Here is a 13,194-nt window from a genome sequence, read left to right as displayed (position 1 = left end):
AAGTTAAAGAATTTATATTCTTATGCACAACCGGTCAATCACTTCCGCCCAGCGCTGATCCACGTCCTTGAGGAAGATGCGGACAGCGAGTTTAATCTTCTGGACACTGCCGAAGCACTGCCGAAGAAGATGTTGTGGATGACAGCTTCCTTCAGCCACTTTCAAACGCCTTCCATCAAATTCAACTGTGGATTGTAGGGCGGCAGGAAGACGAGTTCCAAGCGGTTGCGGTGTTCGTCTAGGAATGGCTGGATCAGCTTGGCATGGTGGATCCGGGCGTTATCTAGAACTATGACGATTTTACCCATTGGGTAGACAGTCAGCAGTTTCTAGAGGAAGTGCAGGAACGTTTTGGCATCATATTGTTCTTCTTCGATACAGAAAATTTCACCGGTCTCGTAGTCCAGCGTGCCAATCAGTTTGACGTCCTTTTGCTGGCCGAATGTCGGAATGATTCGCTGTTTTCCACGTAAGAACCAAGTGCGGCCGATCGCCTGATAATCCCGGATCATCGATTCATCCTCAAACAGCAGGTGGTCAATCTGGCCGTCCATCAGTTTTTTAAGATCCGGGAATGTCTCATTCTGGAAAGCAGCCTGTTTTTCGGGATCAGCTTTCTTCAAGGGATACGTCGGACGCATGAAGCTGAGGCCAAGGGAATTCGAACAGCTGGGAAAGTCATTTCAGCGAATAGGTCTCGCCCCATTCCCGTTCGACCAGCTCGCCGGGCACCCAACATCCGCCGGCGTCTTGTAGGCGATGATCTCCCGCAGTTCCTCCTGCTGTTCGTCAGTCAGTTTCGGCGGTTTTCCGGTGGATGTGCCTCGGCGGAGTCCGGCGAGTCCGTTTTTCTTATAAGCTGCCACGTAGCTCCCGACGGTGTGCTCCATGCGGTCGATGATGACAGCGGCCTTCTTTCCGGGTCTTGCCTTCAAGCACCAGCTTGACCGCCTAAGATCGTTCAAACATCCGGCGCTCCTTTTCTAAGTTCATGGCTGTCTGCAGTTCTTGGATTTCCGCTTCCAGGTTCATGGCTGACCATTCCTTTCAGGCGTTTTTTTCAGTATGCAATGTAGACGAAAAAATGAAAAAGATTTATGGCTCTTCACCAAAGTCTGTACTTGACAAGAAGAAATTACTTAAAGCGGACGCGGTCCGCGAGCCGCTTCGTTCGCTTACGAGATCTGCAGGGTCTCGCTTGGCCCTCTGATTCCGCTGGAGTCGCCGCTTATTGCTCTTTCTTCCAGATACAACTGCAGCAACTCTCCACCTTTTTAAAGGATGATGCGATTTTCTTTGTTGTCGAAAAGAAACCAAGTGCATTTCTTGGTGAAGAGCCAGATTTATCTCAACTTATATGAATCAATTTCATAATTGCGAGGCCTTGCGGCTCTAAGCATAAAACGGCAATAAAAAGGAGCACCTCCCTAAATCCTCTATAATAGTAGTCACCACAACATACTCAAAACAGGAGGGAAAGCGCTCTATGCCTATTATAAGATAAGAGTACCTGTTTGACATGCAGGAATTATTCGAAATGGCACCTACCCACCGGTTCAATGTCATTTTTTCGATATTGGAACTGGGTCCGCTTCTTCGCATTTTTGATAAAAAGACCCATCGAGGGGTTCCTCGGGAACTGAATTACGGTGCCATGATCTATTCGTTGATCGTTCGTGTGGTGAAGCGAATTCCGACGATTAAACTATGGGTTAAACGCCTGGGGCAAGACCCGTTCTTCCGGTTCGACTGTGCATTTCTGTTATTTGATGACGTGCCATCCAAGTCTTCCTATTCCCGGATGATTTCCGCAATCAGTAAGACAGACACGATGATTTAAAAAAGGACGAAACAAACAGAAGAGCAGTCTACACTTTTTTAAAAGGCCGATTTATGAAATTGGCTCATATAGTTATTTTAAAAAGCCTTGCTAAAAGGAGAAGATTATGAAAACGATTGTAATTGGGTCTGTAGGTTCTACTAAAGCATTAATTGAAGAAATGATTGACATAAACTTCTCGGTTGATATGATTTTTTCACTTGATGAGAAATATTCTGCAAATGTCTCTGGATATGAACCTATCCATGAGTTAGCTTTTGTAAACAATATACCTTATCGGAAATTCAAAAATATCAATGATGAGCAACATATTGATGTAATAAAACAAATTTCTCCAGACTACATATTTGTAATCGGTTTATCGCAATTAGTAAAAAAAGAAATTATTGATCTTGCTTCAAAGGGAACGATTGGATTTCATCCAACGCCACTTCCAAAGCACAGAGGTAGAGCTGCATTAGTATGGCAAATTATCTTAGATGTTAAAAATACCAAGTGCTCTCTCTTTTTCATTGATGAAGGTATGGATTCTGGAGATATAATTGCTCAAGAAGATTATCAAATTAGTGAATTAGATTATGCATCGGATGTTCAACTGAAGTGTCACGAGGCATTTAGAAAGTTGATAAAAAAAACTTTGCCTAAGTTGCTGGAGAATTCTATAGTACCCCTTAAGCAAAATGAGAAAGAAGCAACCTATTTATTGAAAAGAACTCCAGAAGATGGACGCATTGATTGGAACAAATCATCCAGAGACATACAAAGGCTAATTAGAGCTGTGTCAAAACCTTATCCTGGTGCTTTTTCTTTTTACAAAGGAAAGTATAAATGTACAATTTGGAAAGCCGATTTTTTTAAAAATCCTAAGTACATTGGCTTTCCAGGGCAAATAGCTAATATTAAAAACGGGTATTTTGATATTGTTTGTAAAGACGGTCTTTTAAGAGTGTATGAATATGAATTAGAAATTACTCAAGAACTTATTGTTGGACAGAAATTCAAATAATATTATCCATTGGTACAACATGATAGGGATAAAAAAAGGATGAAAAGTTATGAAAATATTAGTATTTGCACCGCATAATGATGATGAAGTTTTAGGTGTAGGTGGTACAATTGCCAAATATTCTAGCTTGGGTCATGAAGTAGTTGTATGTGAAGTAACTAAAAGTGCAACTGCGGAAAAATTAAATGTGATTAGAAGTGAAGCGTTAGAAGCACATAAAATTTTAGGCGTAAAGGAAACAATCTTTCTTGACTTTCCGGTAGTAAGATTGAAAGAAACTCCCTTAATTGATTTAAATAAAGAATTTCATAGGGTGGTACAAGAAGTTAAGCCCGATATGGCCTTTATTCCACATAAAGGAGACATGCATATGGATCATGGGATCGTATCCCACAGCGCTATGGTGGCAATGAGGCCAATCAATGGATTGAACATCGAAAATATATTTGTATACGAAACGTTATCAGAAACCGAATGGAATATTCCTACTGTTGATAATGCTTATATACCGAACGTATGGAGTGATATCTCTCCCTATTTTAAACAGAAGTTAGAAGCTATGAGTTCTTATAAGTCACAGCTAAATGAAGCTCCGCATCCTAGATCTAATGAAATAATTGAGTCTTTAGCGAAATTTAGGGGTTCAACTATAGGAGTTCCATTTGCTGAAACTTTCATGTTAGTTAGAAAAATTATGTAATTAAAGAATTTTCTTTGTTAGGAGTATTTTATGGAAAATAATGATATATATATAATCGGAGCTGGAACCTATGGTGAGGTTATGTGCGAATTAGCTCAACTTTTAGGATATAAAGTCAAAGGTTTTTATGATGATAATATCCAAAAAATGAATTCCAAAGTTATGAGTATTGATATACTCGGGAAATTTTCAAACTTAGACAAAAATGAAATCAAGAACCATAAATTTATTGTAGCTATAGGAAATAATACAGTGAGAGAGCGAATAATGCTTGAAATTAACTCTTTCCAAGGAGAAACTCCTTCCCTTATTCATCCTTCGGTTAATATCAGCCAAAGCGCGATTGTCGGCAAAGGTGTTTATATTCATGCGAACGTCTTCGTTTGGACAAAAGTAGTAATAGAAGATTACTGCATATTAAGCCCAGGAGTTGTTATAGCTCATCACACTAATATTGGTACTGCTTGTCTAATTTCTACTCTAACCGGTATAGGGGCTTCAATAAATATTGGAAGAAGAGTATTTATTGGTATGGGTTCTAAGGTTGTGACAGGTGTGGATATTATTGGAGAAAATACTGTTATTGGTGCTGGAAGTACTCTCTTAAAAAATGCAGATAAAAACAGTGTATATGTTGGTACTCCAGCAAAAAAAATTAAAGGTTAAAAGTTTATTATATAAGCATTTCTGTTACAAACTTTTTCGGGACTTGAACACAAAAAAACCTCTTGGTATGATGCGGGGTGTCGAATCTGCAGAATTGACCCCTGATTTGAATACCAAGGAAGACTTCCTATGAAGTTTACGCAAAGTTACCGACCAGACGCTGGTCATTGGCATGGACATCGCCAAAAAGAAACATTACGCCTGTATGGTCGATGAGCGCGCCGGCTCTTTAAGGAAGTCCTTTCCGGTTCATCAGTCCCGACAAGGATTCGAACTCTTCTACGATCAGATTCTGCGTGTTTAAAGGCGTTCGGGAAGACCGACGTTCTATCGGGATTGAACCGACCGGTCATTACTGGCTACTGGCTCAACCTGGCCTGCTTTCTGAACGAGCGGGGCATTCCCCTCGTCATGTGGTGCAACCTGATGCACGTCAAACGGATAAAGGAACTGGATGACAACCTGCAAACAAAGAACGATACGAAAGACGCGCTGGTCATCACCCGGCTGGCGAAAGACGGGCGATACAGCCATCCGCGTCTTCCGAAAGAGACCGAAGCGGATTTGCGTGTCGGCGCCACGCTCCGTGGGAACCTAACCGATGAGCTAAGCCAGATTAAAAACAAGCTCATCCGTTGGATTGATCGCTACTTTCCGGAATTCCGGATTGTGTTCCCCTCATTTGGGAAAATGGCGCTCGCTGCACTGGAATGTACGCCATTTCCGAGTGACGTGGCAGCACAGGAGCCGGAAGAGGTGCTCGCGCTGTACCGGCAGGTGGAGGGATTGAAATTGCCCCAAAAGTTGAAAGTGAAACAGCTCATTGAACAAGCGCATGATTCCATCGGCCTGACGGAAGACCAATCGATGGTCCGGGTGGAAATTCGCAGGTTTAGAAAGTATCGGAAACCAGATGGGCTGAAAATATTTTTTTGGCAACCCTTGGATGGCTTGAACCATTGATACATCAACATTTATAGAGGGAGTTGAGCTAAATATTCTACATTGAAAACGGCGTTAAAACGGAGAAACGCGAGATGCCTGCGGAAAAACGGACAGGACAAGACCCCGCATGTCGTGCAGTGACCCCCAATTCTTGGACATGAATTTGCTTTCAGGCAGCGGCCTGTAGCTGGAGTCGGTAGTGAACCGGACTCCGGCCATTCAGTTTGCTCTTAATGCGCTTGCAGTTGTAGTACTCCATGTAGTCGGCCAATTCCCGTTCGAACTGCTCAACTGTCGCAAATGTCCGCTTATACAGAAATTCGGATTTCATGATGCCGAAGAAGTTCTCCATCACCGAATTATCCAAGCAGGTACCCTTTCGGGACATACTCTGGGTAATGTGGTTCGCCACAAGCGTTTCACGGTACGGCTCAATCCGGTAATGCCAGCCTTGGTCGGAATGCAGAAGAAGGTCATCGCCCGGTGTTAAGCGCTCGAGCGCTTGGTCCAGCATGGTGGACACCAGTTTGTAGGTTGGACGCGCGCCTAAGGTATACGTAATGATTTCACCGTTAAACAGATCCAGCACCGGTGACAGATACAGCTTCTGGCTGCACACTTTGAATTCCGTGATGTCGGTGGCCCATTTTTCGTTCGGCTGATCCGCTGTGAACTGGCGATCCAGAAGGTTCGGCGCCACATGGCTGCCTTTGCCGGGATACGAATTATACTTCCGGGTCCGTACCGGTCGAAAGGTGCTTTTCAATCCCAGTTCGCCCATGAGGCGCTGTACTTTTTTATGGTTCACCCGTATCCCCTGGTTCACCAGTTGATCACAGATGCGGCGATACCCGTAATTGCCGTCGTGTTCATCATAGATGGCCTGGATCTGTTCTTTGAGTGCCGCGTCCGGGTCTGGCCGGTTCATGCGCGCTACACATGCATAATAGGTGCTGCGGGCCATGCCCGCCACCTTGATCAGTTGATTCACCGGAAATTCATGCCTTAACTCGAAGACGGCTTGCGCCCGTTCTTGGTTGGTGATGACTCCTTTTTCTGAGCTAAGGCTCTCAGCTTTTTTGAATAGGCAAGCTCCATGCGCAGGCGCTCGTTCTCCGCCTCGGCAGCTGCCAACGCCTTTTCCAGTGCATCCTGCTGATCTGACGTCTTCCGTTGGTCCCGTTTCACCGCCGACTCCTCCTTCTCGAGGGAGAGGAGCGTCTCTGGCCGGTCCATTAGCTGCCGTTTCCAGCGAAGCACGGTCTGCGGGGAAGAGATATTGTACTTGACAGCCGTAGCCAGGAGGGAGGCGCCCGTCTCCATCATGTCCTTGAGTACGTCCAGTTTAAACGTAACCGAGTAGTTTGTACATGAAGAACGGAGCCGGAGACCATCCATCCCGTGCGCCCGATACAGACCAACCCACTTCCGGACTGATTTGTGATCAATCCCAATCTGTTCAGCGATGCCCCGATAGGAGGCATTCCCATTCAGATATTGCTGGACCGCTTCGAATTTTTCGGTTTCTGTGAATTTCCTCATTAGCACTGCACCTCCAATGTGGGTGTCCAACATTTGGGGTGCAGTGCAGTCGGCACAGCCGGTAGAGGAGGCTTGGCCGTTCGTCTGCGGCAAGCGAGCGTAGTGCCTTTAATGCCGGTAACCGAAAAATGCTGATTTTTTAACTCAAATTATATAGCATTATAAAGCATTTAAATAATATCATTTTAAAATTCGAACTTGTTTTAAACTAGCTTTTAATAAGGAAGGTGGAAAATTGAATATATTATTTTTATCTATTGGGAGATTGAATAGTATAGAAGATAAAGGTATTTACACTGATCTATTAAGGTGCTTTAGAAATGAAGGGCATCAAGTATACGTTGTGACCCCCTTAGAAAAGAGATTAAATAAAGCTACGAGCTATGTTAATGAAAATGGTGTTAAATTTGTAAAAGTTAAAATCGGAAACATAACAAAAGTGAGAAGTCTCGAAAAGGGAATTTCAACTTTGAGAATTGAAAATCAATTTTTAAAAGCAATCAAAGATCACTTAAGTAATATTAAATTTGATCTAGTAATTTACTCTACCCCCCCTATAACTTTTGGGAAAGTTATTAGTTATATTAAAAAAAGAGACAATGCTAAATCATATTTATTACTAAAAGACATCTTCCCTCAAAATGCAGTAGATTTAAATATGTTTAGTAATAAAAGTATTATATATAAATATTTTAGAATAAAAGAAAAAAAGCTTTATAAGCAATCAGACTATATTGGATGCATGTCTCAAGCAAACGTAAATTTTGTTTTAAACCAAAATCCAAATTTAAATGCTCAGATAGTTGAAATAAGTCCTAATAGTATAAATCCTGTAAAGATTGATACTGATGATCGAGACAAGAAGAGAATTAGAGACAAATATAATATACCAGTTGATAAAACAGTATTCATCTATGGTGGGAATTTAGGAAAACCTCAAGGAATAGATTTTTTGATAGAATGTTTGGAAGTAAATAAAGAAAATAGTAATGTCTACTTTGTTATAGCAGGATCTGGAACTGAATTTAATAAAATACAAACTTACTTTAAAGCTAGCAAGCCTTTAAATGCAAAATTATTTAGCGAACTTCCTAAAGAGGACTATGAGATTTTAGTGAACTCTTGTGACGTGGGACTAATTTTCTTAGATCATCGTTTTACAATTCCCAATTTTCCGTCAAGATTGTTGTCTTATATGCAAGCTGCTATGCCAGTGCTTGCTGCAACCGATCCTAATACTGATATTGGGCAAATAGTTGAACAGGGCCAATTTGGTTGCTGGTGTGAGAGTAATGATGTGCAAGCATTTAATCAAAAAATCAAAGAACTAAGTGATGAAGCAGTGAGGAAAAAAATGGGGAATAACGCCAGAAAATATTTAGAAGAAAATTATACTTCTAAACACACTTATGAGGTTATTATGAGTCATTTCGGATAAAGGAAAGGGGTTAAAAAATGTTTAAAGGTAAAACATTGTTAATTACGGGTGGTACCGGGTCGTTCGGTAATGCTGTTCTAAATAGATTTTTAGATACAGATATTAAAGAAATCCGTTTATTTTCAAGAGACGAAAAAAAACAAGAAGACATTCGTAAAAGACTAAATAATTCCAAAGTGAAATACTACATCGGCGATGTAAGAGATGTAAATAGCATAAATACTGCAATGAATAATGTTGATTATGTATTTCATGCAGCAGCATTAAAGCAAGTTCCTTCATGTGAATTTTTCCCAATGGAGGCAGTTAAGACAAATGTCATTGGTACCGAAAATGTTCTAAATGCAGCTATTCAAAATAGTATTAAAAAAGTTATATGTCTTTCCACTGATAAAGCTGTTTACCCAATCAATGCAATGGGCATCTCAAAAGCAATGATGGAAAAAGTAACTGTGGCAAAATCAAGAACTGTTAGTGTTCATGATACAAATATTTGTGGTACCCGGTACGGTAATGTTATGGCTTCACGTGGCTCAGTGATTCCACTATTCATTGACCAAATTAAAGCTGGTAAATCTTTAACCATCACTGATCCAGAAATGACAAGATATCTAATGTCGTTGGAAGATGCGGTTGAATTAGTACTATTCGCTTTCTTGAACTCAAATCAAGGGGACATCTTTGTTCAAAAAGCTCCTGCTTCTACGATTGGTGAACTCGCTCAAGCACTTAAAGAACTGTTTAAAGTAGATAATCCTATTGAAGTAATCGGAACTCGTCATGGAGAAAAATTGTATGAGACTCTTCTTACTAGAGAAGAGATGGCTGTCGCTACAGATATGGGCGGCTATTATCGTATTCCAGCAGATAACCGTGACTTAAACTACAATAAATACTTCACTGAAGGTGAAGAAGAAATATCAGAAGGCTGGGAGTACAATTCTCACAACACGCATCGTTTATCAATGCAGGAAATTAAAGATTTATTACTCACACTTGATGTAGTAAAAGAAGAATTGGCAAAAATGGGTGTGATACAATGACTAAGATTTTAGTGACAGGTGCTAATGGATTTGTCGGTAAAAATTTGGTTGCAGAATTAAGAAATCAAGGGCACGAGGAAATGTATCTATTTAATAGAGAGAACTCTTTAGAAGACCTTGAACAATTTACGAAAGACTGTGATTTTGTATTCCATTTGGCAGGCGTTAACCGCTCTATAAATGAAAGTGAATTCATGGAAGGAAACCAAGGCTTAACTTCTCGATTGCTCCAGTTTTTAATTGAAAATGAAAACAAGGCTCCAGTATTGAGCACTTCTTCGATTCAAGCGGAAAGAGATAATCCATATGGTCAGAGCAAAAAAGCTGGGGAAGATGAATTGTTTGCCTATGCAAAAGAAACAAGCACAAGCGTATTTGTATACAGGTTGCCAAACTTGTTTGGTAAATGGAGTAAGCCAAATTACAATACAGTAGTTGCTACATTCTGTTATAACGTCGCCAGAGATTTGGATATCCAGGTAAACAATCCTTCTGCTATACTGGAGTTGGCTTACATTGATGACGTGCTGGAAGAGTTTCTAAGAACTTTCAAAGGAAATCCAACTCTCAAAGAAGAATTCTGTATTGTACCAGTTACTCATGAGGTTGAATTGGGTGACTTAGCTGATCGAATCAGAAGCTTTAAAGAAAGCAGAATCTCTTTAGCTGTTCCTGCAATGAGCGATGAACTGACGAAGAAGTTGTACAGTACTTACCTAAGTTTCTTGCCAGGAGATAATTTTTCTTATGATTTAAAGATGAATGTCGATAATCGTGGTTCCTTTACTGAGTTCCTCCGCACTCCAGATCGCGGGCAGGTGTCGGTTAACATTTCAAAACCAGGGATTACTAAAGGGAATCATTGGCATCATACTAAAAACGAGAAATTTCTAGTAGTAAGTGGCAATGGTTTAATCAGATTAAGGAATATTGATTCAGAAGAAATTATCGAATACTATGTGAATGGCGATAAACTGCAGGTTGTCGATATTCCAACAGGATATACACATTCAATCGTTAACGTAGGAGAAACAGACTTAGTCACAGTTATGTGGGTGAATGAAAGCTTCGATCCAGAAAAGCCGGACACTCATTATTTGGAGGTTTAAAGATGAAGAAGTTAAAGGTAATGACTGTAGTTGGAACAAGACCAGAAATTATCAGACTTTCAGCAGTCATCAATAAATTAGAGGAATCTAATGCAATTGAACATATTCTTGTACATACTGGCCAAAACTACGATTATGAATTGAATGAAGTTTTCTTTGCGGACTTTAACTTGAGGAAACCTGACTATTTCTTAAATGCAGCGAATGGTACAGCAATTGAAACGATCGGTAATATTCTTGTGAAAATCGATCCGATTTTAGAAGAAGTTACACCAGAAGCATTACTAGTACTTGGCGATACAAATAGTTGCTTATGTGCAATTGCTGCAAAGAGGAGACAAATTCCTATCTTCCACATGGAAGCAGGAAATAGATGTTTCGATCAACGTGTTCCTGAAGAAACAAATCGTAAAATTGTCGATCACACTGCAGATATTAACTTGACTTATAGTGATATTGCTAGAGAATATCTCTTAAGAGAAGGTCTTCCGGCAGATCGTATTATTAAAACAGGAAGTCCAATGCTTGAAGTTCTCAACTCAAAAAAAGAAGATATTGAGAAATCAAATATAGTTGAGAAACTGAATCTTAAAGAAGATGAATATTTTGTAGTATCTGCTCATCGGGAAGAAAATATCAGTTCTGAAAAGAACTTTATGGATCTATGTGTGAGCTTAAATGCAATTGCAGATCAATATGGTATGCCGATAATCATTAGTACTCATCCTAGAACTCAGAAAATGATTGATGCTAAGGGTATTAAATTCAGTTCACTAATTAAGACTATGAAACCTTTAGGGTTTAATGATTATGTGAAACTTCAAATGAAAGCAAAAGTGGTTCTTAGTGATAGCGGGACGATAAGTGAGGAATCTTCCATACTTGGCTTCAAGGCACTTAATATTAGACAGGCTCACGAAAGACCGGAGGCAATGGAAGAAGCTAGTGTTATAATGGTAGGTTTAAAGAAAGAGAGAATTTTACAGGGCTTAGAAATACTTGAAGCACAGAAGAATGAGATATTAAGACTTGTTAATGATTATAGTAGGCCTAATGTATCTGATAAAGTTCTTAGAATTTTATTATCTTATACAGATTATGTTAATAGAGTTGTATGGGGGAAAATTAGTTGAAAATAATGGTTTTTGATGTGCCTGCTGAAAAAGGGGGAGCATTATCGATATTAAATGAATTCTATGAAAGAGCAATTAAAGATAAAGAAAATGATTGGTTTTTTGTAGTTAGTACCCCTAAGTTACCAGAAACTAGCAACACAAAGGTTCTTCAATACAGTTGGGTAAAACGGAGTTGGTTTCATCGATTATATTTTGATCATTTTATAGCTCCTAAATTAGTAAGTAGATACAAAATTTCTGAAGTTTTATCTTTGCAGAATTTAATAATACCTAAAGTAAAAACTAAACAAGTTTTATATTTACATCAGCCTTTACCATTTATTGAAAAGAAGTATAAGATTAACGAGAATTTTAAATTTTGGGTCTACCAAAATATAATAGGTAAAATGATTTTTAGCTCAATAAAAAAAGCTGATAAAGTGAAAGTCCAAACAAATTGGATAAAAAAAGCTTGTATAGAAAAAACAAAAGAAGATGAAAGTAAATTCGAGTTACAAAGACCAAAAATTGATGTGAAAATTAAAAACTACTATAAAGACGATCAAAAAAAAGAAACCCTATTCTTTTATCCTGCAAATGCAATACATTATAAAAACCATGATGTTATTGTTCAAGCAGTTAAAATTCTAAAAGAAAGAAAAATCGAAAACTTCAAAGTTATATTTACACTTACAGGAGAAGAAACCAATTTTATTAAATCTCTTTTCAAAGACGTGGAAAATAATCATTTACCGATCATATTTATTGGTGGAATTAGTAGAGAAGAAGTTTTCCAATACTATAGCAAATCTATTTTAATATTTCCTTCTTATGTTGAAACTTTCGGTTTACCTTTGCTAGAAGCCAAAATGCATAGGACTCCAATAATTGCTTCCGATTGTGCGTTTTCTCATGAAATTTTAGATGATTATAAGAATGTTACCTTTTTTAATCCTTTTAATGGCGAGGAACTAGCTAGTAATATGTCTAAAAACTTAAGTGAAAATGCGCTGTAATTTTTGAAGAGTGTAACTTGAAAAAGAGTGATAAGTAATTTTTATAAAAGGTGTATAGAGAATAGAGAAAAGAATCCTTGGTTGTTAAAAATAGATACGTTGAAAAAATGAAAAATGAAAAATGAAAAATGAAACAGTTTGCTGGCTCATCACCGAAACGTGGGGTTGACTAAGTAAACGTAAACAGGATGCGAAAATTAGAAAAAAAGCGAAAACCCCATTATCGTAATTGTTGACTAGACAAACCACGATAGGAGTTTTCGCTTTGTACACCCAGTTTATCAAATCCCTGATCCATTGCCACCTTTTTTCATGGTGTCCATGCCATCCGATGAAACGCTGGCTGTTTTTCCCGTCGAGGCGCCTGCCGGTTGCATCCTATGCCTGATCTGCCATGGAAGAACCCACCGCCATGATCGGAAGGTTCGCCATTTCCGACATGGATATGCCTGGCATATCGGTACACTTTGGATTGAGATAGCCGTTCCAAGGCAGCGGTGTCTGGATTGCGCATACACGTTCACTTATGATTACGGGCTTGGACTCGTCCGCTATTCGACGACCGTCTACCGGCGGGAAATCGTCCGCCACTGCCATGGCCGCACCCTTTCGGATGTGGCATGTGAGTATCAGCTGTCCTATACGACAGTGGAACGCTGGTTCTACCGGTACGGTACGCGCCGGAACAGCTGGAAGAGGAAAAAGCGGAACGGATCTGTGTCGATGAATTCGCTTTTCGGAAAGGGCACTCCTATGCGACCAGTGTGCTGAATG

General features: G+C 39.6%; 11 protein-coding genes and 2 pseudogenes. 11 read left to right on the top strand and 2 right to left on the bottom strand.

Going from position 1 to position 13,194, the window contains the following annotated elements; all coding sequences use genetic code 11:
• Window positions 1–12: 12 nt before the first annotated feature.
• A pseudogene (locus tag B0X71_RS14585) lies at window positions 13–1,032 on the bottom strand (IS630 family transposase).
• Between the two features lie 487 nt (window positions 1,033–1,519).
• Here B0X71_RS14585 and B0X71_RS14580 point away from each other — a divergent pair.
• From B0X71_RS14580 to B0X71_RS14555, 5 genes and pseudogenes are all read left to right on the top strand, one after another.
• On the top strand, window positions 1,520–1,840 hold the full coding sequence (locus B0X71_RS14580) for a transposase (RefSeq protein WP_077590105.1): 321 nt from the start codon (window positions 1,520–1,522) through the stop codon (window positions 1,838–1,840).
• A 106-nt stretch (window positions 1,841–1,946) separates the two neighbouring features.
• The gene (locus B0X71_RS14575; RefSeq protein WP_077590104.1) at window positions 1,947–2,846 is read left to right on the top strand and encodes a methionyl-tRNA formyltransferase; all 900 of its coding nucleotides are present in this window, start codon (window positions 1,947–1,949) and stop codon (window positions 2,844–2,846) included.
• A gap of 49 nt (window positions 2,847–2,895) precedes the next feature.
• The gene (locus B0X71_RS14570) at window positions 2,896–3,546 is read left to right on the top strand and encodes a PIG-L deacetylase family protein (RefSeq protein ID WP_077590103.1); all 651 of its coding nucleotides are present in this window, start codon (window positions 2,896–2,898) and stop codon (window positions 3,544–3,546) included.
• Between the two features lie 30 nt (window positions 3,547–3,576).
• Window positions 3,577–4,212 (top strand): NeuD/PglB/VioB family sugar acetyltransferase, encoded by a 636-nt coding sequence (locus tag B0X71_RS14565; RefSeq protein WP_077590102.1) that lies wholly within the window; start codon window positions 3,577–3,579, stop codon window positions 4,210–4,212.
• A gap of 172 nt (window positions 4,213–4,384) precedes the next feature.
• Window positions 4,385–5,121, top strand: a pseudogene (locus B0X71_RS14555) (IS110 family transposase); the annotation flags it as partial.
• 205 nt (window positions 5,122–5,326) lie between these two features.
• Here B0X71_RS14555 and B0X71_RS14550 read toward each other — a convergent pair.
• Window positions 5,327–6,699 (bottom strand): IS3 family transposase gene (locus tag B0X71_RS14550; RefSeq protein WP_156889851.1). Its coding sequence is split into 2 segments (ribosomal slippage): window positions 5,327–6,240 and window positions 6,240–6,699, totalling 1,374 coding nucleotides; the frame shifts between segments, so codons are not numbered across the junction.
• A 235-nt stretch (window positions 6,700–6,934) separates the two neighbouring features.
• Here B0X71_RS14550 and B0X71_RS14545 point away from each other — a divergent pair.
• The 6 genes from B0X71_RS14545 (at window position 6,935) to B0X71_RS21015 (ending at window position 13,191) form a co-directional block, all read left to right on the top strand.
• On the top strand, window positions 6,935–8,137 hold the full coding sequence (locus B0X71_RS14545) for a glycosyltransferase family 4 protein (protein ID WP_077590100.1): 1,203 nt from the start codon (window positions 6,935–6,937) through the stop codon (window positions 8,135–8,137).
• A 17-nt stretch (window positions 8,138–8,154) separates the two neighbouring features.
• On the top strand, window positions 8,155–9,180 hold the full coding sequence (locus B0X71_RS14540) for a nucleoside-diphosphate sugar epimerase/dehydratase (protein WP_077590099.1): 1,026 nt from the start codon (window positions 8,155–8,157) through the stop codon (window positions 9,178–9,180).
• Window positions 9,177–10,289, top strand: a complete 1,113-nt coding sequence (locus B0X71_RS14535; RefSeq protein WP_077590098.1) for a polysaccharide biosynthesis C-terminal domain-containing protein — start codon at window positions 9,177–9,179, stop codon at window positions 10,287–10,289. Before B0X71_RS14540 ends, B0X71_RS14535 begins: the two co-directional genes overlap by 4 nt.
• Window positions 10,290–10,291: 2 nt before the next feature.
• Entirely contained in the window at window positions 10,292–11,422 is a 1,131-nt protein-coding gene (wecB, locus tag B0X71_RS14530; protein WP_077590097.1) for a non-hydrolyzing UDP-N-acetylglucosamine 2-epimerase, read from the top strand.
• 5 nt (window positions 11,423–11,427) lie between these two features.
• Window positions 11,428–12,420, top strand: a complete 993-nt coding sequence (locus B0X71_RS14525; RefSeq protein ID WP_232336857.1) for a glycosyltransferase — start codon at window positions 11,428–11,430, stop codon at window positions 12,418–12,420.
• A 321-nt stretch (window positions 12,421–12,741) separates the two neighbouring features.
• On the top strand, window positions 12,742–13,191 hold the full coding sequence (locus tag B0X71_RS21015) for a hypothetical protein (protein WP_156889883.1): 450 nt from the start codon (window positions 12,742–12,744) through the stop codon (window positions 13,189–13,191).
• Window positions 13,192–13,194 lie beyond the last annotated feature (3 nt).

This window comes from Planococcus lenghuensis (assembly GCF_001999905.1).
Lineage (GTDB): Bacteria > Bacillota > Bacilli > Bacillales_A > Planococcaceae > Indiicoccus > Indiicoccus lenghuensis.
Note: the sequence above shows the minus strand (reverse complement) of the source record. Positions and strands in the feature narration are given on the sequence as shown.